Annotated in this window: 17 protein-coding genes; 6 read left to right on the plus strand and 11 right to left on the minus strand. The window is 45.0% G+C overall.

Annotation, left to right across the window (positions count from 1 at the left end; translation table 11 throughout):
- From OCV30_RS18085 to OCV30_RS18105, 5 genes are read right to left on the minus strand one after another with little or no spacing between them, the layout of a single operon-like run.
- The gene (locus OCV30_RS18085; RefSeq protein ID WP_065678485.1) at positions 1-1,932 is read right to left on the minus strand and encodes a vWA domain-containing protein; all 1,932 of its coding nucleotides are present in this window, start codon (positions 1,930-1,932) and stop codon (positions 1-3) included.
- On the minus strand, positions 1,925-2,947 hold the full coding sequence (locus OCV30_RS18090; protein WP_065678484.1) for a vWA domain-containing protein: 1,023 nt from the start codon (positions 2,945-2,947) through the stop codon (positions 1,925-1,927). Before OCV30_RS18090 ends, OCV30_RS18085 begins: the two co-directional genes overlap by 8 nt.
- On the minus strand, positions 2,940-3,425 hold the full coding sequence (locus tag OCV30_RS18095; RefSeq protein WP_065678483.1) for a DUF4381 domain-containing protein: 486 nt from the start codon (positions 3,423-3,425) through the stop codon (positions 2,940-2,942). The genes OCV30_RS18090 and OCV30_RS18095 overlap by 8 nt, the downstream gene beginning before the upstream one ends.
- The gene (locus tag OCV30_RS18100) at positions 3,422-4,348 is read right to left on the minus strand and encodes a DUF58 domain-containing protein (RefSeq protein WP_065678482.1); all 927 of its coding nucleotides are present in this window, start codon (positions 4,346-4,348) and stop codon (positions 3,422-3,424) included. Before OCV30_RS18100 ends, OCV30_RS18095 begins: the two co-directional genes overlap by 4 nt.
- Before the next feature lie 10 nt (positions 4,349-4,358).
- Entirely contained in the window at positions 4,359-5,315 is a 957-nt protein-coding gene (locus OCV30_RS18105) for an AAA family ATPase (RefSeq protein ID WP_012600202.1), read from the minus strand.
- A 460-nt stretch (positions 5,316-5,775) separates the two neighbouring features.
- Between OCV30_RS18105 and OCV30_RS18110 the strand changes: the two genes are divergently transcribed.
- Together OCV30_RS18110 and OCV30_RS18115 are read left to right on the plus strand one after the other, a co-directional pair.
- Complete coding sequence (locus tag OCV30_RS18110; RefSeq protein ID WP_065678481.1) at positions 5,776-7,692, plus strand: methyl-accepting chemotaxis protein; 1,917 nt, start codon at positions 5,776-5,778, stop codon at positions 7,690-7,692.
- Between the two features lie 319 nt (positions 7,693-8,011).
- Positions 8,012-8,212, plus strand: coding sequence for a restriction endonuclease subunit S domain-containing protein (locus OCV30_RS18115; protein ID WP_009845810.1), 201 nt, complete (start codon positions 8,012-8,014; stop codon positions 8,210-8,212).
- Between the two features lie 292 nt (positions 8,213-8,504).
- Here the strand turns inward: OCV30_RS18115 and malK are convergent, their stop codons facing one another.
- Positions 8,505-9,617: a maltose/maltodextrin ABC transporter ATP-binding protein MalK gene (malK, locus tag OCV30_RS18120; RefSeq protein WP_017104284.1), complete on the minus strand. Its 1,113-nt coding sequence runs from the start codon at positions 9,615-9,617 to the stop codon at positions 8,505-8,507.
- A gap of 665 nt (positions 9,618-10,282) precedes the next feature.
- Here malK and malE point away from each other — a divergent pair.
- From malE to malG, 3 genes are all read left to right on the plus strand, one after another.
- Positions 10,283-11,467, plus strand: coding sequence for a maltose/maltodextrin ABC transporter substrate-binding protein MalE (malE, locus tag OCV30_RS18125; RefSeq protein ID WP_009845808.1), 1,185 nt, complete (start codon positions 10,283-10,285; stop codon positions 11,465-11,467).
- Between the two features lie 78 nt (positions 11,468-11,545).
- On the plus strand, positions 11,546-13,117 hold the full coding sequence (malF, locus tag OCV30_RS18130) for a maltose ABC transporter permease MalF (protein WP_009845807.1): 1,572 nt from the start codon (positions 11,546-11,548) through the stop codon (positions 13,115-13,117).
- Between the two features lie 11 nt (positions 13,118-13,128).
- Positions 13,129-14,019 carry a maltose ABC transporter permease MalG gene (gene malG, locus OCV30_RS18135; RefSeq protein WP_009845806.1) on the plus strand — a complete coding sequence of 297 codons (891 nt, stop codon included), beginning with the start codon at positions 13,129-13,131 and terminating at the stop codon, positions 14,017-14,019.
- 567 nt (positions 14,020-14,586) lie between these two features.
- Here the strand turns inward: malG and OCV30_RS18140 are convergent.
- The 3 genes from OCV30_RS18140 to OCV30_RS18150 form a co-directional block, all read right to left on the minus strand.
- Complete coding sequence (locus OCV30_RS18140; protein WP_065678480.1) at positions 14,587-14,859, minus strand: hypothetical protein; 273 nt, start codon at positions 14,857-14,859, stop codon at positions 14,587-14,589.
- Positions 14,860-15,089: 230 nt separating this feature from the next.
- Complete coding sequence (locus OCV30_RS18145) at positions 15,090-15,593, minus strand: acyl-CoA thioesterase (RefSeq protein WP_012600206.1); 504 nt, start codon at positions 15,591-15,593, stop codon at positions 15,090-15,092.
- 894 nt (positions 15,594-16,487) lie between these two features.
- The gene (locus OCV30_RS18150) at positions 16,488-17,381 is read right to left on the minus strand and encodes a DMT family transporter (RefSeq protein WP_065678479.1); all 894 of its coding nucleotides are present in this window, start codon (positions 17,379-17,381) and stop codon (positions 16,488-16,490) included.
- A 98-nt stretch (positions 17,382-17,479) separates the two neighbouring features.
- Here OCV30_RS18150 and OCV30_RS18155 point away from each other — a divergent pair, with 98 nt between their 5' ends.
- Positions 17,480-18,268: an AraC family transcriptional regulator gene (locus tag OCV30_RS18155; protein WP_012600208.1), complete on the plus strand. Its 789-nt coding sequence runs from the start codon at positions 17,480-17,482 to the stop codon at positions 18,266-18,268.
- 29 nt (positions 18,269-18,297) lie between these two features.
- On the opposite strand, the gene OCV30_RS18160 is transcribed toward OCV30_RS18155, so the two are convergent.
- Positions 18,298-19,431, minus strand: a complete 1,134-nt coding sequence (locus OCV30_RS18160; protein WP_065678478.1) for a lipocalin-like domain-containing protein — start codon at positions 19,429-19,431, stop codon at positions 18,298-18,300.
- Entirely contained in the window at positions 19,431-21,971 is a 2,541-nt protein-coding gene (locus tag OCV30_RS18165; protein WP_065678508.1) for an ABC transporter permease, read from the minus strand. Before OCV30_RS18165 ends, OCV30_RS18160 begins: the two co-directional genes overlap by 1 nt.
- Between the last annotated feature and the right edge of the window lies 1 nt (position 21,972).

Here is a 21,972-nt window from a genome sequence, read left to right on the forward strand (position 1 = left end):
TTACCACTTTTTGTTTTGGTTGTTAGGAGCACTTTTTTGTCGTGCTTGTAGAATCATTTGCGCTTTAAGCAATTGGCTCGGATCACGAGCGCTTTCTACTTGCTCAAGTTTTCGCATATCAGGATCGCTCGACATAGGTTGACCTGATACTTGTGCGGCAGCTTGTTGAGCGTTGTTATCACTGTCTTCCTTAGCAGCCTCTTGTGCTTGAGTAACTTGAGATGCTGAGTCATCTTTATCTTGTGGCTGTTTATCTGCTTGATCCGCTTTGTTTTGTTGCGCAGCTTGCTTGTCGTTTTCTTCATCCGCCTTGGAATCAGGGCGGCTATCAGCTTGGCTTTGGTCAGTATTCTGAGCTTGGTTTTCACTTTGATCTTGTTTATTGCTTTGATCTTGGCTGTTGCTTTGACTTTGTGACTTCCCATTGTCAGTAGAGCTTTGTTGTTGATCCTGCGAGCTTTGCGAAGAATCATTTTGCTGACCTTGCTGACCTTGCTGACCTTGCTGGTCTTGTTCATTTTGGTCTTTGGACTCAGAATCGTCTTGCTGTTGCTGTTGCTGTTGCTGTTGCTGTTGCTGTTGCTGTTGCTGTTGCTGTTGCTTCTGAGCCTGTTCGACAATCTCTAGGTTCTTCTTTGCATAAGCATGTTCAGGGTTGCTTTCGAGAATACGTTGATACTCTTTTATCGCTTGGTCGTACTTACCTTGCTTTGCTTGTGCATTGGCGAGGTTGTAGCGAGCATCTTCGCCAGAAAGGTCTTGCAGCGTCTGCTCAGCCGCTTCGAAATCACCAGCTTTGTATTGCGCTATGCCTTTCCATTCTTGCTGCTCGAACTGTTCTGCAGCTTGTTGAAAGTCCTCATCTTGATACAACTGATAACCCACTTGGTCATCGGTTTTCCAAGGGTTTGCAAACGCAGTATTCGGTTGGCTGAACGAGACAAGCACAGCTAGGCCACACCAAATGACCCCTTTTCGAAATAGCCCAAGAGCAGGAAGTAACAAAAACGGCAATAACCAGAAACCGTTGTTCACTCTGGTGTTGAGTGAGTTATTGGTTTTAGTCACTTCTGATGTTGTCGCAACTCGGTCAAGATAACTTGCGATGTGTTCAACGTCTGAGTTATCTAATTGCAATTCAGTGAATGTGCCGCCAAAGCGACGCGTCAGGTCGTGCATATTGCCTACGTTGGTTTTCGCAACCACGGTTTGTCCTGAGTCGGTCTGTAACATCGAACCTGTAGGTAACGAGATCGGCGCGCCGCTTTCCGTACCTACAGCCAAGACTGATAACGTCCAATTACTACCAGAGAGTAGCGAGTCGATATCTTTCTTCTCTTGACCATCAATATCATCAGCAATCAGTACCAGATCGCCTTGATAGATATGAGCACGAGTCATCATCTCAATCGCAAGCTTAACTGCCGATGCTGCATTGCCGCCTTGGAAGGGCATGATATCTGGTGATAGGTTGGGTACGAGGTTCTTGATGGTGTTGATGTCAGACGTTAGCGGACTGATGGTGTAAGCATCTCCGGCGTATGCCACCATTCCCGTTAGGCCTTCTTTCCAGAGTGATAGTAGATCCAAAGCCTTGTATCGTGCCTGTGTTAAACGGTTCGGCTTAATATCAGTGGCATACATAGACATCGACATATCCATGATCACAACTCGCGCCTGTGTTTTTTCAAAGCTTGGCTGTTCATTTTTTTCAAAGCTTGGACCGGCCAATGCGATGACACCGACCAACCACCAAACACCGAAATAAGTGCTGCGGTTTTTCGAGGGCTTGCTCGATTCTGGAGCCAAATAACGGGCGATGTGTGACGCCAATAACCCTTGCTTGGATTGTCTCTTGCTAAGCCACCAAATAGCGGGCAGCACGGCAATAGCCAAGAACCAATATGGGTAGATAAAAGTAAAGTTAGACATTGTTTCTCCTAATGGCTAACAGCATAAATGCGAAGAACATTGCCGCAGACAGAGGCCAGACAAACCACTCTTGTTGTGGTCGCCAGATCTTAGTGGCATTCGTCACGGGCTCTAACTGGTTGATGGTGTCGTAAATCGTTGCCAGCTCTTTGCTGTCTCGCGCACGGAAGTATTGACCGCCAGTGCGTTTGGCGATTTCCATTAGAGTACGTTCATCCAAGTCTTGAGCAGTATTGACCTTACGAGTCATGAAGAACTCTTTGACCATCATTTCACCCGCACCGACACCCACGGTGTAAATCGTCGCGTTGTATTTCTTTGCAATATCCGCGGCTTCAAGTGGATCTAATACGCCAGCAGTATTGCTGCCGTCACTGAGTAGAATCATCACACGCTGAGGGGCGTCACTGTCGACAAAGGTTTTGGTGGCAAGGCCGATACCATCACCGATCGCAGTTTGAGTACCGATAAGCTTTAACACCGCTTGATTGAGCTGTTGTGAAAGCGTGTCTCTATCTAACGTCAGTGGCGTCTGCAAGTAGGCGTGATCAGCAAATAGCACCAATCCGACTCGGTCCCCTTTTCGTCGCTCAATAAAGTCACTCAATACATGTTTCACCGCAGATAAGCGATCGATGTATTCGCCATTGAATTGCATGTCTTCTTGGCTCATCGAGTAGGAGAGGTCGACAACCAACATCAAATCACGGTGTTTTGGCTGAAACTCAACCGGTTCACCGTACCAAACTGGACGTGCCATGGCCGTCAACAATAAAAGCCAGATGATGACCGACAAAGCTTTGGGTAAGCGGCTGCTCGGCGTTTTGGTATTGCTGTCTTCTGGTAGAAATGGAAGCCTTAGGGCACTGCTTGATTCTGACCTTGGCGAGAACAAGTAAACAAGGATTGGCAATGGCGCGAGGAAAAACATCCACCACCAAACGAACTCGATGTTTAGTAAGCCCCAGCTTGGAAACATAGAGTTTAGTAAGTCAAAGCTTAAAAGATCAGTCATAACGACCTCGCTTTGGAGGAAGGGCTTTACGAAGCCAGGTTTCGCAGTCATTAACCAATTGCTGTTGAGCCTTTTTCTGTTCGTCGTTCATTAGGGCTGCATTTTGATAGAGAGCTTGCTGCCATTGCGATTGTTTTGCGGCGAACAAAGGTTTTGCCAATTGCGCATCTAAGAACGTCAACCAATCATCACCAGATAAGCCTGCCACTTTTTCGCGTGGGAAATAGCTTAGTGCTGCCTGACGAACGATGTCTTGAGCTGCACTCGGAGACAAGGTATTTGAAGGCTGACTATCACGAAAGCAAGCAAGTGCTTCGTTCTTCGCGTATTGGTTCTTTTGTCTTTTGTTTACAATGAAAAATACTAAGGCGATCAGAACAATGGCCGTGATAATGATTAACCACCAACCCCATGCCAAAGGCCACCATGACGGTGCGCTTGGCGTAATAATAGGGCTCAAGTCGAGAGGTTGATTCATGACTGAACTCCTGATACTTGGCTCATTAACGATTGCGCACAAGACAATGAACTGTATGGGATCGCCAAAGAAAGGCTCATTTGCATAAGCTGTTGTTGCTTCTGATCAAATGCGTGACTGAGCTTTTCCTTTTCCTTGCTTGATGAAAAGTTAAACCATTGCGTTTTATTGCCGTCGGTGATCTGTTTTGAACCTTTGAATGCAGTAACACCTTGCTCCAACGGGTCGTAAAAATGCACCAAGCGAACTCGATTATGTCGACGTATTTGATTGATAAGTGAGTAATTACTTTCGTTATAACGAACAAAATCACTGAGCATAATGATATCGCTGCCTTTCGGGCAAAGCTGGTGAAGAGACTTCAGCCCATGCTCTAAGGTTGTGTCGCTGTGATTGTCTGGGTTGGTCAGCGCTGCGTTATTGATTTCTATGACTTTTTGCAGAATACGCAGTGGAGCGTGGTTGCTAGCACTGGGTTTAATCTCAATGATCTCTTGGCCAGTATCTATCACTGCGCCAATACGGTCTTTTTGAGCGACGGTTAACCAGCAAAGTTGGCTGGCAAAGTGCGCGAGTTGAACCGATTTAAGCAATAGGGTTGAGCCGAAAATCATACTGCTCGACAGATCTAAGAACAAAATCACAGGCTGTTCTCTTTCTTCAGAAAACAGTTTGGTGTGCGCCTTGCCTGTTCTCGCCGTGACGCGCCAATCAATGCTGCGGATATCGTCGCCCGCCTGATATTGACGAACCTCAGAGAAATTCATCCCGCGACCTTTACGATTGCTTTCGTGCTGGCCGTTAAGTTGCGACCACAGGCTCTTGGCTGGAGGCAACCAGCGAACAGACTGCGCTTTGTATTGCAGCAGTTCGTCCAGGTTTAACGTGACGCCGTCACTATGGTTGGGTAATTGATTCTTCATGCGCGTATCCCTATGCGCTACCAACCAACGAGAGAAGGTGTGCGATCACTTGGTTTGCAGTGACCCCTTCGGCTTGTGCGTGGTAGCTACGAAGCAGGCGGTGACGCAGTACAGGGAATGCCATCGCTTGAACATCTTGTGGAGTAACATAGTCGCGGCCAGCAAGCCAAGCGTGAGCGCGGGCACAACGGTCTAACGCGATGGTTGCACGCGGGCTAACACCCATGTCTAACCATTGATCAAGCTGGTCGCTGTATTGCTTAGGTTGGCGCGTCGCCATTACCAATCTGATGATGTACTGCTCAATGGTGTCTGCCATGTGAATGTTGAGCACTTCTTGGCGAGCTTCGAAGATAGTTTGTTGAGAAATAGGCTCTGGTTGAACTGGTTGATTGCCTTGAGCTTCGCCTCTGTTTAGGCGCAAAATCTCCAGCTCACTTTCCATGTCTGGATAAGCCACTTCTAAATGCAGCAAGAAACGGTCTAATTGAGCTTCTGGTAGCGGGTAAGTGCCTTCTTGCTCAATTGGGTTTTGCGTTGCCATTACCAAAAACAAATCGGGTAAGGCATAGGTTTTTCGTCCCGCCGTCACCTGCTTCTCAGCCATCGCTTCTAACATCGCGGCTTGCACTTTCGCAGGAGCACGGTTGATCTCATCCGCGAGAATTAACGAGTTAAAAATCGGGCCAGACTGGAAGGTGAACTCTCCCGTTTCTGGGCGAAATATATCGGTACCCGTTAAATCAGCAGGTAACAAATCTGGCGTGAATTGAATACGGTGGAAGTCTCCCTCGACACAGTCAGCCAATGATTTTACTGCGCGAGTTTTTGCTAGCCCGGGAGGCCCTTCAACGAGGATATGACCATCGGCCAAAAGGGCGATCATCAGCTGCTTAACGAGCTCTTTTTGACCAATGATTTGAGACTCTAGATAGTTTTGAAGGACTTCGAAATTTGTTTTGTGCATTTTGGACTCTCTGGGTATCCATTTGATTTTTATTTTGAGTATTGGTCACTGATTACTAGGAAAAAGTTCCAGTACGTTTGCGGAATTTATTTTTTCAAAATTGGAATTATTTACAAGAGGTTAACGAGAAAAAACATCAATCAGTAGTTTGTACCATACCAATCGATTTTTATATATCAAAGCTTCAAGGCTCTGCCGTTGTGCGTTGTTAGTGAAACTTAATTACTCAGATAACTAAAACGAATAGTTAACTTTCGGTGCATTAACCTTGCTAATTGTTTCCGCTAAAGAATAAAGGGTTTCGTCGTTTCACCATGTTACAAATTTTTGCGAAATACCTCTCTAGTTTGATGAGGTTTAGCCGATACATGGTGGAGAGTGCACTACTGGTTTAAGTGCACCAAAAAAAATCCTGTTCAGGATATATAAATAACGAGCGATTCTTTTTAAAGGTCCAAATATGTTGAAAACTAACTCTCTGAGTATTAAACAAAAAGTTGTACTTGGAATTACCTTCGCAGTTCTTGCATCAACGGTGATTGTCGGTGCGATGGCGCAAAAGCAAGCAAGAGATGTTTTGAGTCATCGACTAGTCGATATTGAGCTTCCGGGAATGTTAGAGCGAATTAATGGTGAAATTGACCGTGAAGTCTCTCAGCTATTGTTAGCTGCAGAACAAATTGCTTCGAATGAATTCATTTCTGACGCTATCGAATCGACCGATCGCGATGCAGTGTTAGAGAACAAGTTGGTAAAACAATTGAATAATGTTCGTAACCAATATCAGCTAAATGATGCCTCAGTAGCGAACCGTCAAACGGCCTACTACTGGAACCAAGATGGCTTCCTGCGTCAACTCAATCAACAGCAAGATGGTTGGTTCTTTGGCTTTACACAATCAGGCCAGAAGACAATGGTCAGTATGTTCCAAGAAGCGACAGGTGAAGTAAAAATGTTCGCTAACTACCAACAGCCTTCTGGTTTAGCGATGTCAGGCTTGTCGAAGTCGATGGGGGACATGGTAAGTCTACTTAATAGTTTTAAGATTGAAGATACAGGTTTTGTTTTCTTAACGAACAGCCAAGGTGATGTTCAAATTCACCGCGAACGCTCGCTTGGTGATTCATCACTTCAAAAACTTTACGGTCCTCAATCTAGTCAGTTGTTAAGCAAGTCAGGATTTAACTTGATTACAACGGAACATAAAGGACAAGAGTTGTTTGTCGCGAGTTTGTATGTGCCGTCAATGGATTGGTTCGTTGTTGGTGAAGTTCCGACGAGCGAAGTTTTTGCTGAGCTTGATGCAACGGCTAAACAGATGCTGATCATGACCGCTGTTGTAGCGTTAATTTTTATTCTGATGGGCGTGGTGCTAGCAAACAGTATTACTCAACCGATTAAACTTTTGGCTAAGCGATTCGGTGACCTTGGCGAAGGTGACGGTGACCTTGCTCAGCGTATCGAAGTGAAAGGCAACGATGAAATTGCACAGCTTTCAAAGGGCTTTAATGGATTCATCGAAAAGATTCACGAGTCGATGAAAGAGGTGTTTTCTACAAGCCAAGCACTTCAAGTCGCGGCTGAGAGTGTTTCTAATAAAGCACACATCACCCACGACAATAGCCAAGAACAACGAGATCAAACTCTTCAGGTAGTTGCAGCCATTAACCAGATGGGTATGACAATCAGCGAGATTGCATCGAATGCGGCAACGGCTGCGGAAACGGCAACACAGGCTTCAGGCAATACTGAAGTAGGCCGATCTGTGGTAAATAAAGCAAAAGACGCGATCAGCCGTTTAGCGCAAGACATCGAAAGTACAGGTCAAGTGGTAGAGCAGTTAGCTTCAACGACTCAAGACATTGGCTCTATTTTGGGTGTAATTCGTGACATCTCTGAACAAACCAACCTACTTGCTCTGAACGCTGCTATTGAAGCTGCGCGTGCGGGTGAACAAGGTCGTGGTTTTGCCGTTGTAGCCGATGAGGTTCGTAACCTAGCAAGCCGTACCGCAGATTCTACGGAAGAGATTCAGAAGATGATCAACCAACTGCAAAGTGATGCTAAAGATGCCGTAACGGCGATGAGTGCAGGTAAAGTGATTACACTTGAAGGTGTATCGGCGTCGGATGAAGCGGTGGATGTACTGGGTGGTATTTCAGACCGTATCGTTGATATCACTGATCGTAACACTCAAGTGGCAACGGCAACGGAAGAGCAATCAACCGTAGTTCACACCATCAACCAGAACATTGAAGAGATCAACGCAATCAACGAAGTGACGACTGGAACCGCAGAGCAGCTTGCTGAAGCGAGCCAAGAACTTCAACAGCTTTCTTCTCGTCTAGATAAGATGGTTGGCTCGTTTAAGCTTTAATAGCGGATAAACTTGCAACACTTACATTGGAGCCGGATTCATTTCACGTGAATCCGGCTTTTTTACGTCTGATATGCTTGTTCGTTTGATACGGCACTTTACGTTTGTTGGACAGTTTATGTTTGGTATGGCTTTTACGTCTGATGCTAATTGTTACGTTTGGTATCGCTTTTTACGTTGAACGTCGCCATTCAGACCGCAGTTCTGCATTTAAGCTGATGTTCACTTGATCTGGTTTCGGGCTTTGCACCTAATCGCCCTAGCATCATAGAGCGTAAATGAGTAAAATCTCGCTAGGTTTAATATTTAGGTAAGTATCATGAGCGATTTTGAAAAAGAACTAGAGCAGATGACTCAAGAGATGGGCGATGAGCCTGAAGTGAAACTTCCATCACTTGAAGAGCAAAAAGCGATCGTTGCTGAATTTAAGCGACTAGAAGCGGAAGGCAAACTGACACCTGAAGTGTTAGAACAGCATTTTGGCCAGTTCAATAAAACAAGTGATACGCCAATTCACTAAGTTATTTACTATGATTGGTATTAAAGTTGAGCAAGCCTATATCTTTATCGTTTAGATAGGATGGCTTTTAGCTCAAACAGATAAAGGTCTAGCATTCGCTAGGCCTTTTTTGTTTTTATACTGAACAGACAACAGACAACAGACAACAGACAACAGACAACAGACAACAGACAACAGACAAAGCGCGATCTATTTAATGAAAGTAAAACTCGTTGTCAGAAAATGAGAAATCCCCCTTACAAGGTAAGAGGGATTCGATACGGGCAAGTTATATCCTAAAAAGACGAACCGATTAGTCGGTGCCGTACTCTTTGTACAAGCGACGACATGCTCGACCATCGCTATGGAACAAGTGACAACGGTGTGCAGGAATACCAATCGCTAGCTTGTCACCAGACTCAATCGTCAACGTGTCTGGCTGGCGATAGATAACGTCAGCATCGGCACTGTCGAGGTTTAGGTAAACTTGTGTTTCGTTACCGAGCTTCTCGACCATCAACACATCAGCTTCAATCGTCGCATCACCTGTTTCAGCAGACAACAAGTGCTCAGGACGAACACCTAGAGACATACGGTCACCAGCGTTGACAGTCGTGCCATCAACTGGGATCCAGAAAGTCATACCGTTTGAAAGTTGTACCAATACGCGTTCTGCTTCAGCTTGTTCGATGTGAACCGACATAAAGTTCATTTTTGGTGAGCCAATAAAGCCAGCAACGAAACGGTTTTGAGGATAGTGGTAAAGATCAAGAGGTTTACCCACTTGAGAAACAAAACCACCATCAAGCACAACGATTTTATCCGCCATTGTCATCGCTTCAACTTGGTCGTGTGTTACATAAATCATGGTACAGCCCAGCTGACGCTGTAGCTTCGTGATTTGTGAACGCATTTGAACACGAAGTGCTGCATCCAGGTTAGATAGAGGCTCATCAAGTAGGAATACGTTTGGTTGAGAAACCAAAGTACGACCAATCGCAACACGTTGACGTTGACCACCAGACAATGCTTTAGGTTGACGTTCAAGAAGGTGACCAAGCTGAAGGATTTCTGCAGCATGTTCTACACGCTTGTCAATTTCAGCTTTATCGGCGTTTGCCAGTTTAAGACCAAAAGACATGTTGTCGTAGAGATTTAGGTGAGGGTAGAGCGCGTAAGATTGGAATACCATACCTACACCACGTTTTGATGGCTCAACATCGTTCATGCGTTGTTCACCAATGTACAAATCACCAGACGTAATATCTTCTAGACCTGCGATACAGCGTAATAGCGTCGATTTACCACAACCTGATGGTCCAACGAATACTACGAACTCACCTTCGTTGATGTCTAAGGTTACGTCCTTAGAAATCTGTACATCACCATATGATTTATAAACGTTTTTTAACGTGACACTCGCCATCTAGCTTGTCCTCGATCGATCAAATTTTAAGTTTTACTGCTTATCATTATAAGGAATTTTTGGGTCAGCAGTAACTGTAGGAATTGGTAAGTATTGAGTGAGTAAGAAAAAAGTGGGTGGGACTTGAATTCTTTAACCAAGCCCACCCGTCATAGCCAAACTGGTGCCTATTTCCCCCACATCCAGCTAAATCTCCCCCGTGATTCAATCACAGATTTAGCTCGATGCTTAATAAAGACAACAGCGGGCAGTGAAGCCAACTAAATGAACAATGCGTCAACGCATAACATTCGCTGGTAAAGGGTTCTTACTATCCACTCTTGGATGAATGCAGTTTCGGTGAATTCGCGTAATGGTACATCCTCCCAATAGAAAATTAACTAGGGGGAGTAGGAGGGGAGGAGTAGATAAAGGGGGTTATCTATAACTGGCGATCCAGTTCAAATAAATCCACCGCATAACGGTGATGTGGATCACGATGAGTATCTACTTTGTGACTTCGCTCGCCAATCTTACCGGATGACGATCACGAAATTAGGCCATAATAGCTAGGGCGTAGTGGCTAGGATGATGAGCTGTCATTGATTTTCTCAGATCATAGCCTCCGAAAACTGGCTCGTCTTAATTGAATGCGCCCTACGTATAAATATAAAAAGGATATTGACATGAAAAACGCTCTAAGCGCTGTAGCTCTAGGCACAATCGTTGCTCTGGGTTCTTTTGGTGCAAACGCTGCTATCGAAGAAGGTCAACTAACTATTTGGGTTGGTGGCGACAAAGCTTATGAAGGAATGGCTGAAGTAGGTAAACGCTTTGAAGAAGATACTGGTGTTAAAGTAACCGTCGCTTTCCCTGACAAACTAGAAGAGAAATTCTCTCAGGTTGCAGCAGCTGGCGATGGCCCAGACATGATTTTCTACGCACACGACCGTTTTGGTGGTTTTGCAGAAGCCGGTCTTCTTGTTGATATCAAACCTTCTAAAGAAACTAAAGAAGGTATCGTAGACTTCGCATGGGATGCTGTTTCTTACGACGGTAAAACAATCGCTTACCCAGTTGCAGTTGAGTCAGTTTCTCTTATCTACAACAAAGCACTTGTCCCTAACCCACCTAAGTCTTGGGAAGAGATCCCTGCACTAAACGCTAAGCTTCAAAAAGATGGCAAGAAAGCAATCATGTGGCCTCTACGTGGTGGCGCTTACTTCACATGGCCTCTACTTGCAGCTGACGGCGGTTACGCGTTCAAGCAAACAGCGGAAGGTTACGACATTAAAGATGCAGGCGTAGCGACTGACGGTGTTCAGAAGTCTCTAGGTTTCATTGAGAAGATGGTAAAAGACAAAGTTATTTCTGCGGATATGGATTACTCAGTTGCTGAGTCTGAATTCGTAGCAGGTAACGTTGCAATGACAATTAACGGTCCTTGGGGCTGGGCAAACATCGAGAAAGCTGGCGTAGATTACGGCGTAGCAACATTGCCTAAGTTCAACGGTAAAGCGTCTAAGCCATTCGTTGGTGTATGGGCTGGTGGTATCAGCACCGCTTCTCCAAACCGTGATCTAGCCGTTGAGTTTATGGAAAACTACCTACTAACTGATGAAGGTATGAAGAGCTTGAACGACGACAAGCCATTAGGTGCTGTTGCTCTTAACTCTTTCCAGCGTCAACTAGACAGCGACACTCGTATTGCAGCAACAATGGATAACGCGATGAACGGCGAAATCATGCCTAACATCCCTCAGTTCACAACATTCTGGTACAGCATGGAAGAAGCTATTGGCAACGTAGTTGATAGCCGTCAATCAGTAGAGCAAGCACTAAAAGGTGCTGAAGCTCGAATGACTAAGTAACAACCAAGCACTACCTTTTAAGGAGGGGGCAACCTCTCCTTACTTTTCTATTTTTATATCTCGTTAGCAGGTTCCTCTATGCAGTCAGTTCAAGGTTCAGATGCGATCCCGGCACCATCAAGCCTTCCAGGCAGTAAAAGCGTCTTCATCAAATGGGGGTTGCTTGGTAGTGTTGGCTTAATTAATGGCTACGCTACAATTTTAATGTATTCTCGCGGTGAGCTCGCATTTGCGCTGCTTACTGTGATTTTAACGGCTTTGGCTCTTTACATTTTTGGTAGTAAGAAAACTTACGCCCACCGTTATATTTACCCAGGTATTGCCGGAATGATTTTATTCATTCTTTTCCCACTGGCATACACCGTCGGGCTTGCGTTTACTAACTACAGCGCAAAAAACCAGCTCTCTCTAGAGCGCACTCAAACCGTTCTTTTAGACCGTTCATTCCAAAGCGGTGAAAGCTACCCATTTACTTTGTACAAAACAGATAACGGTCACCAGATCGTTGTGAAAGATGGCGACCAGCTGTTAGCAACTGATGTGTTTTCTCTGGAAGGCATGACATCAACAGAGATGGACCTATCTGCAATTGACTCTGTACAAGGTGAAAAAGAGAAGATCAAAGCGATCATCCAAAATCGCTCTGTGATCAGTGGTGTCGATTTCCATCTGCCAAATGGTGATGACATCCGCATGAGCGGCTTACGTAAATTTGCTGCCGTTGCACCGCTTTACACTCTTCAAGATGACGGGGAAACGTTATACAACAATGAATCTGGTGAAATATTGAAACCAAACATGGAAGTGGGTTTCTACCAACCGGTTGACGAGAAAGGTGAGTTTATCGGTAACACCATTTCTCCAGGATTTGTTGTAGACATTGGTACAGCCAACTTTGAACGTGTTTGGAAAGATGACGGCATCAAAGAACCGTTTATCAGTATCTTTATTTGGACGGTTGTATTCTCCATTTGTACGGTAGCCTTCACACTTGCAATTGGTTTGGTTCTGGCAAACGTTGTGCAGTGGGAAGAGCTGAAAGGCCGTGCTGTGTATCGTGTTCTACTAATTTTGCCTTACGCCGTACCAGCATTTATCTCGATTCTTATCTTTAAGGGCCTATTCAACCAGAGCTTTGGTGAGATTAACATGGTGCTTGAGAGTATCTTTGGTTTAAGCCCAAACTGGTTCTCCGACCCGATCTTAGCGAAAACCATGGTGTTGATTGTTAACACTTGGCTAGGCTTCCCTTACATGATGATTCTATGTATGGGTCTACTAAAAGCGATTCCTGAAGATTTGTACGAAGCGTCAGCAATCGATGGTGCTAACTTCCTTGATAACTTCAAGCGAATCACTTTTCCATTGATGATAAAACCGTTAACACCGCTATTGATTGCAGCGTTTGCCTTTAACTTCAATAACTTTGTCATGATTCAACTATTGACGAACGGTGGCCCGAACATGATTGGTACTTCTGAGCCAGCGGGTTACACAGACTTGCTTGTAAGCTACACGTACCGAATTGCATTCGAAGGCGGTGGTGGTCAAGACTTTGGTCTAGCAAGTGCAATCGCAACGCTTATCTTCCTATTGGTTGGTGCCCTAGCGTTACTAAACCTTCGTTTCACTAAATTGACTCAAGATTAAGGAGCACGACAATGGCTATGGTACAAGGTAAGAGCCTTAAATACCGAGTATGGGCAACGCATATTGCGCTGTGGTGCTTCTTAGCGCTAATTATTTTCCCACTACTGATGATTATTGCTATCTCATTCCGCGAAGGTAACTTTGCAACCGGTAGCTTGATTCCAGACAACCCATCTTTGGAACACTGGAAATTGGCTCTGGGTATGTCAGTGACAAATGCTGATGGCTCAGTTACTCCGCCTCCATTCCCAGTACTGACTTGGCTGTGGAACTCAATAAAAGTAGCGGGTATTACGTCAATTCTTATTGTTACACTGTCGACAACATCGGCTTACGCATTTGCTCGTATGCGCTTTAAAGGTAAAGAAACTATCCTGAAAGCGATGATGATTTTTCAAATGTTCCCTGCGGTATTGGCTCTAGTGGCTATCTACGCACTGTTCGACAAATTAGGGCAATACATCCCATTCTTAGGCTTGAATACGCATGGCGGTCTGATCTTCTCGTACTTGGGCGGTATTGCATTACACGTTTGGACGATTAAGGGCTACTTTGAGACGATTGATAACTCTTTGGAAGAAGCTGCAGCATTAGATGGCGCAACACCTTGGCAAGCGTTCAGATTGGTTCTATTACCACTGTCAGTACCCATCCTAGCGGTTGTATTCATTTTATCTTTCATTGGTGTTGTTGGTGAGGTACCAGTTGCTTCCATCCTATTATCGGACGTGAACTCTTACACGCTAGCGGTAGGTATGCAGCAGTACCTATATCCTCAGAACTACTTATGGGGCGACTTTGCGGCAGCAGCGGTACTTTCCGCACTTCCGATTACTATCGTGTTCTTACTGGCTCAGCGTTGGTTAGTTGGCGGTTTGACGTCGGGTGGTGTAAAAGGATAAGCTGTCCTTATAAGAAAGACAAAAGAGCGACCGTTAGGTCGCTCTATATTGGCATTTTTATTACATCATTTGGTTTGGCCGCCGATCAGTAATAAAAATAACCCTCAGGTTACGCATAGCTGGCTACTAATCAGGTTCCTTACGCTATTAATGATTAGTGGTTTTTGTAACTCTAACCCAGGTACTTACTTGGGTTTTTTTATGCCCGCTACTTTTATCTCTATCTCAGTCTTTTTGGTTTCTTTCAGTCATTAATTACTGAAGCACCTCTTTCTTGGATTTTTCCGGTTTCATCTCTCTAATTGAAGACATCAACGAGTCTCACAAATCAGACACTCAGTATAGGGGGCCGCAGCTCTATTGATATATGAGTAATATTTCCATGCGTGATACTTCAATAATTTGGATGCAACGGATCGGTCGATTACACAGAAAGTGCCTACAAAGGCAGACTCGTGTTAATGTTTTGTGGTGGCTATTCTCGGTAGTTATTGATTTGGCGGTAAATATTCCTGAAAGGGAAAGGGAAAGGGAAAGGGAAAAGGAAAAGTAAGAGGTGATGTAAGACTAGAACTCTTTGCTAGAAGGTGCGCAACCTAAATGCTGAAGTAAAACATAGATGCTGTCTTGATAAAGAGCTACGCGACGAAACAGATCCGCAAACGTCTGATCACCGCCAAAACAAGCTTGGATATAGTGGTTAATTTCATTAGTGTCGTAGCCTTCGACGTACAAACTTCTTACCCATTGATACTCAACTGCCTGCAAGTTCGTCAGTGTAGATTCGCAAAGGGTGGGAAATGTCGTGCTCAAAAGTGGCTCCAAGAAATTTAAATACATCCATTATGATTGGCGGTATTTAAACAGAGCAAAATGACGACTTTATTACAGTCAAAATAAATCCCTGACCAAGTATCGGATCATTTTAACTTTTGACTGGGTATCACGCTTTATAGTCAGCATTAGGTGTGTAACGGATTTACTTGGGTATAGAGAAGGAATTGAAAATGCCAAGCAAGTACTGCTTGGCATCGTAATAAGGTTTTGTAGAGTAGATCTGCTAGCTGCGCCTATTTAAGATACTTTACGTGTGCTTCCATCTCTTCACCGATCTGTTTTCGCATGTTCATTAGGCGAATAGCAGAATCTCTTAATTCGATGTCTTCTGATGTTTCTGGTACCCATTCTGGCACTTTAGTCGGGTTACCATTTTCATCAACAGCGACCATAATCACGATACAGTGAGTCGTTAGGCGGTTGTTGAGTTCTTTTGGGTCGCTGGCTTGAACATCGATAGCGATGTGCATAGAAGATGAACCCGTATAAATGACCTTCGCACTTACTTCAACAAGGTTACCCACATGGATTGGAGCAACGAATCGAATACCACCAGCGTAAGCGGTAATACAGTACTTACCACTCCATCCAGCAGAACAAGCGTAAGCCGCTAAATCGACCCATTTCATTACGGCACCACCATGAACTTTACCGCCAAAGTTCACATCCCCGGGTTCAGCTAAAAAACGCAGAGTAACGTCTCGTTTACCATCTTGTCGGCTATTGTGACTGCTCATCTATCTTCCTTCATTATTATTGTTCTGAATAACATGCTCGTTACTTGCTAATAACAATATACTTAAGATGACATAAATTAAAGCGGATAATCTCACGAACAAGACTATTTTTTTCAAACAGATGGCGAGTTGATGACTATTGATGTTTAAAGGAGGTGGACGTGACTCTCCAACAGAGGAGTACCCTATCGAGCAAGTTGGCGGAAGGGTCGATTGAAAAAAAACACCTAGCGGAATGCTAGGTGTTTCTAAGCCGTGTGGTACTCATGTCGGTACCTTTTTGAGTTAGCCAACTAACCGTCGCTTATCTGGTTTAGTTAAAGTGATGGTATCTTAATCAATCCCAAAACGATAGTTAGGTTTGTTTTCTTATCAGCTCACTTTCTGTTCTGAAAAGTATAGAACCTTCGCGTGGATATTTCCTTTCGTATTATTGCCAGAAAACTCTTTTAATGCATTTTGCAGTAATAATCTGTATTTATCGGGAAATTAAGGTGTTAAAACTAAATTGGTATCAATTTTAAAGTATTCACTTTTGTATAAACCAAAGTAACTAGACGGTTCTCTTGTCACTATAACTTTTCTAAATGGCTCATAGTGACCTGGGTTACATGAGCCGTGTGACCATAGGAGAGCGATTAGATCAACAGTTACCTACTTTCTGGAGAGTTATTCTAACGCTTTGAACACTTAAACCGTACTTAGTGCATTAAATGGAAGTTGCTGAGATATTGCAATAGTAAACACCATTATTAAGCGTACTTAAAAGCTTCATGAACGAAAAATAAAATCAGAGAGCATGAATCGAGAAATCGACAATAAACAAAAGTACCTGCTAATGAGGCAGGTACTGAGTGGAAAATGTAATGGGGCATTGTCGCAGGTTAAGCGGGGTTAGTTTTGCTGAGGTAAGGGAGCCTCAAGCCTTGGCTTTCTTTTGATTTGCGTGAGGATGACGCCTGAAATCACCATTGCACCACCAATAATGTGGAACTGGTTAATCTTTTCACCCAGCCAGGTGGAAGCTAATACAATCGCGATAACTGGCATCAGATTCATGAACATCGCGCTTGAATCCGCGCCAATGGTGTCAATCGCTTTCACCCACATCCAAGGTGCTAAAATTGAAGCTGCAACTGCGGCGTAAGCTATCAATGGGATCGCTTGTTGCGGTGGTAAAAGCTGTTCGCTGGTAAGCCAAAGTGGCGTAAGCATCGCGACAGCAAACAGACCCTGAATGTAAATCACCACCCAGCTACTGATTGGCATTTTCCAGCGTTTCAATAACACACAGTAAGAAGCATAAACAAAGGCCGCAATTAACATATAGCCATCGCCTTGAGTCAATTCTTGATGCATGAAGAATAACGGGTCGCCTTTACCTAACATCAGAGCTAAGCCTGACAGTGACAACACACCGCCAACAATACTCAAACTAGAAATCGACTTGTGCAACAGAGGGACGCTTAAAAACACACTGATCAATGGAACCAAAGAAGTGATCAGTGCCATGTTAGAAGCGGTTGTGGTTAAGCCCGCGTAATAACCTAGAGATTGGTTCAACACCATGCCCAAAAAGCCGAGGAACGCTAATTTTGATAGGTTTGGTTTAATGACAGCCCACTGTTTCATTACTGGGCGAATACAGAAAGGCGTGAGAATTAACATCGCAAAAAACCAGCGGTAAAAACTCATTGCACTAGGTTCTATAGTGCTTGCAGCAAGCTTGTTGACGATTGCATTGGCGCCCCAGATACAGACTGTAAAAAATGGTAAGAGATAATGCATGTGAGTTCCGTCGCAAATGAGTTGATGTGGCTAGTTTGACAGGTCGTTATACTTACAAGTATCTTTAGAAAGACATCAGGCGCGATAGGAAGACAAGTTTGAAAAAACACTCCAGAAACCTTCACCCATCCTTATCAATTGATAAGGCACCATCCAACGTATTTATGAATTTTGAAGCGTTTCTTTCGAACACTGAAACCCGAGTTCATAGCCACTCATGGGGACAGGTTCAATTGATCAGTGGCGGTATATTAGAGATGGAAGCGGAAAGCACTCGATTTCTAGCGCCACCACATTTGGCGATTTGGGTACCGGCTGGGGTGATGCATTGCAGTTATAACCGTAAGCCTTTGGACTACTGCTCGCTAAATATCGCCCCAGAACTCACGCAGCACCTGCCTGATAAAACCAGCCTTATAAAGATCACGCCGATTGTGTCTTCTATCATCGATGATTTTCGCGATCGTGGGATAAATGTTGCGGAAACAGAACAAGATCAAAGACTCGTTCAGGTACTGCTTGACCAACTTGCGCAGCGTGAGGTTGAACACCACTTCTTGCCTTCAACCGACAATAAGTACCTCGCGCCTATATTGGCTTCTGTTGAAGAAAACCCAACCGACGAAGTGACGCTGAAAGATTGGGCTGAGCGTGTTCACACCACGGAAAGAACTCTTTCTCGCCACTGCCAGACGGAGCTCGGAATGAGCTTTACAGAGTGGCGGCTACGAGTGCGCTACCTTTACTCGATGGACTTGTTAAGAAACGGCCAATCGGTTAAGGAAGTCGCTCTTACATTGGGTTACAACCAAGCAAGCCCATTTATCACAATGTTTAAACGTTACGCGAACCAAACGCCAGAGCAGTATAAAAACCGTTTGTTGTGATTTGTTCTTGCTCCGTTTCTTGTTTGCCCTTAATACCCCGTCAATTCCATATAGCCAGGTCCGGAATGAGAACCTTTAATTATGATTGGCCCTTCCCAATAGGGTACAGACAGTGGCATTTTTGCTTCTGGATTGAGTGCCGAGACGGTCAGTTCGATTTGTTGAGTTGGAATCGAAACTTGCCATTCTGTTGGATAATCGCGTCCGTCGATTTCTGTTTGCTTGATAGCGGTTAAGCGGATGTCTTGCTGCTTAATCGCGATGCCAGAGCCATTTTGTTTCATCAGCCTTGCATGGGAATAACTGGCTTTGCCTGTTGTTGAGTTTCGAAGTTGAAATACCACCAAGCTGGTTTCATCACTCAGCCTTAGCGCAAACCAATCCCAACCTTGTTGCGAGTCGAGTAAAAACTGAGAGCTCCATTCTCTGTCTATCCAACCTTTACCGGAAACCTGATGCGTCACGCCATCAATCGTCACGTTACCCGATACATTAATGAATGGTTGGCTGTAGTAATAGGAAGCCACTTTGCCATCGCTACTTTTAGTGCTGTAGCCTTGTTCGCCTTGCTTTTGATAGGGCGCGTTGTTGGTTAACTTAAGCGAGTAGCCAAACTGATCGGAATTAGCGTTCAAGGTTGCGGGGAATAGATCATCGCTTGATGAGTTCCATTGCCAGTCATCAAGATAGACACGAAATGGTGAAGCGGTTACTCCTGCCAGTTCTGTTTGGTCGCGAGACCATTTTTCATCGGCGTAGTGTTTATCTTTAGTGGTGACGGCGCTGTGTGCCATGTAGATTTGCTGACTTTGCCACGTAGTTTTCTTAGTGCTATTGCCACTTTCCTGTGGTGCAGCCGCGAAGCGGAACTGTGTCCACTGCACGCCTAACGCATTGCCGTCTTCATCAATTAAGTTAGCGGTTAAATACCACCATTCATGACGAAAGCTTGGGTGTGCTTGGTGGTCGGCAGGGAAGGTGATGTCGACACCTTTTACTACTGGTGTGAATTGCTCAGTCTCTTTTTGTGTTTCATTATCGGCTTGTGTTCCAGTGCCGAGTATCGAACCCATATTTTGAGCTGATGGTTGCGTGGACTCCTCACACCCTAAAAGGAGCAAGATGCCAAGTGTGAGAACGAAAGCTCTTGTTGGTCGAGTCATCACAACACCTCACTCTGTAAACTGGATACCACGGGTTTACTGACCAAACGCCACAGCGGAATCAAGGTCGCTATCACAGCCACTAAAATGGTGATGGCTGCGATGCTGAGTGCATCACTCCAATTCCACACGTAATTTAAGCTCCAACCAAAGGCGCGCAGGGTAACGATGTCCGTCAACACATAACCGACCATAGCGCCGAGTGGTAAAGCGATAACCAGAGTGAAGGCGACCAACACAACGATTTGCCCGACCACCATCGCCATCAATTTTCGCTGACTAACACCGAGCGCATACAACCTTGCAATAGCGGCTTTACGTGCATCGAGCAACATGAAACAGGCGCAGAACAACCCAATCACCGCCACCATTAATGTGACGCCATTAAGCGCCCGAGTGATGGCAAAAGTTTGTGAGAAGATATCTAAAGCGATCGATTTGATCTGTGCTTGATCGTAAAGCTGACTTGGGTGCAGGTTGAGTTTTTGGCGCAGTTGTTCGTACACCACTTGTGGGTCGCCAGATACTTTGATTCCCAAGCTGGTGGGCAAATCAGTAAAGCCGCTTTCGAGCCATAGATTAGGCGCAAGTAACACTTCACCATTCGGTGAGCCGTAATCATGAAAAATCGCGCCGACGATGAGTGTTTTGTCTTGGATCGCATCAAGTTCAAGTTTGCTATTCAATGATAATCCGAGCTTGACCGCGGTAGGCTCGCTGATCGCCACTAATTCACCTTGGTAAAAGCGTGACCAGAAGTCATCAACGTGAGATTGGAACACCATGGTTTGCTCAAGTGTGTCTTTGTCTTTGGTGCCGAGCAAAGTCGGCAAGCCCTGCAAGTTATCATCGACGTAGTATTGCTTATAGACGGTTTCAACGTTCTCAAACTGTTCTAACGCACGTTCCACATTCGCGATTTCACCTTGGGCAGGGCTAACATAAATATCGGCATGTAAGCGTTGTTCAAGCCATTGCTTTAACGTGGATTCAAAGCTGCCGACTAAGGTATTCATTCCCATGTTAGCGGTAACCGCTAGAAGCAGCGCCATCATGGCAAGGGATAGGGGAGATATTAGCTCTCTCAGTTCAGCAAAAAGATATTGTATTAACCCTGACTTGGTGCGCTCTTCGCTCCAATTTGCTAACACGCTGAGCGTTTTGGGCAAATACAAAGGAATCGATACCACTAACACTCCAAGCCAAGCCATGGTGAAGCGATGATGTTCGCTTAGCCATAACCCTGCTAACGCGACAATGGTTAATACTAACCCGATAACAAACAGCTGATTTTCGTTTGAAGCCTCTGGCGCTTGATAGAAACCGCCATGGGAAGAGAGTGGTTGTCGAATACGCTGCTTAAAGTGTTGCCAACATGCAACTAACGTAGCCGCTAACGTAAGTAATAAAGCTTGTACCAACCATTGCCACTGCCATGTGCCGGGAAGCAGTGTTGCACCATAAAGTTGCTCAAGCGTTATCGCTACGGTTGGATGCAGCCAATGGCTGAGTTGAATGCCGAGAATGAAACCAAGTGATGCGCCCAGTGTGACTAAAAGAGTCAGCTCGACTAACAGAGCCGAAAACACGATGCTTGGCGCAACTCCAGCTTGTTGAATTTGCACCAACAGCCGATTACGTTTAAGCAAACTGTACTTCACACCGTTGTACGCGATGAACAGGCCAACCAAAAACGCCAACAAACTCATGGCGGTGAGATTGAGGTGAAAGCTATCGGTAATTGAACCGAGATCCGTGCTTTGGTTGTTGGAAATCCATTGTCCTTGCTCGCCGATAAGGCTTTGCCACTTATCCTGAGTATTGCTGTTAATGTCGCTCTTAGTGTCAAAAACTGCGATATAGCTCAGTTGCCCTTGCTTGTTAAGCAGTTGCTGAGCGAATCCAATGTCCATCAACATTCTGCTACCCAGTTGCCATTTATCAGGTAGTACCACAACTTGGGTGACTATTTCATCGAGAGTTAGTGTGTCTACTTCGCCCAAGTTCTGGTGTTGTGATTGGCTCATCATCACTATGGGCTCACCCGCCAAGAGTTGCGGCAAAGGTAAGGTATTGTCGAACAGGGATATGTTTTGACTGTCTTCTGACGTTCTATCGTTTTCGGCTGGCTTGTCGCTAGAATAGCGAGATCTTGAGGTGAGAGCCGCGATCAACTCACTACCTTGTACCGACCAACGACGACCTTGTTCGTCCCTCACTCGCCCTTCAATTACAGGCAGTGTTGCACTTAATCCATTCTGTCTTAGCTTGAAATAGAGCGATTCCGGTAAATAGTTTTGCCCTGCTGGTGGAATGATAAGGTTCTGGGCTTGAGCGCTAAGTTGCTCGGTCGATTCTGCATAACTGCGCTTAGCATTGAGGTTGATCGCTTGCACCGCGACAAACAAGGTGACCGCTAGCACAATGCCGATCAGAATCGCTGCGGCTTGCAAGGGCGATTGGCGATAGTGCGCCGTGAATAGGTTCAGGGTGAGCTTGGTGTGTGGAAGCCAAGTTTGAGCGAACTTAACTTGCTTCATT

Source organism: Vibrio atlanticus (assembly GCF_024347315.1).
In the GTDB taxonomy this organism is placed as follows: domain Bacteria; phylum Pseudomonadota; class Gammaproteobacteria; order Enterobacterales; family Vibrionaceae; genus Vibrio; species Vibrio atlanticus.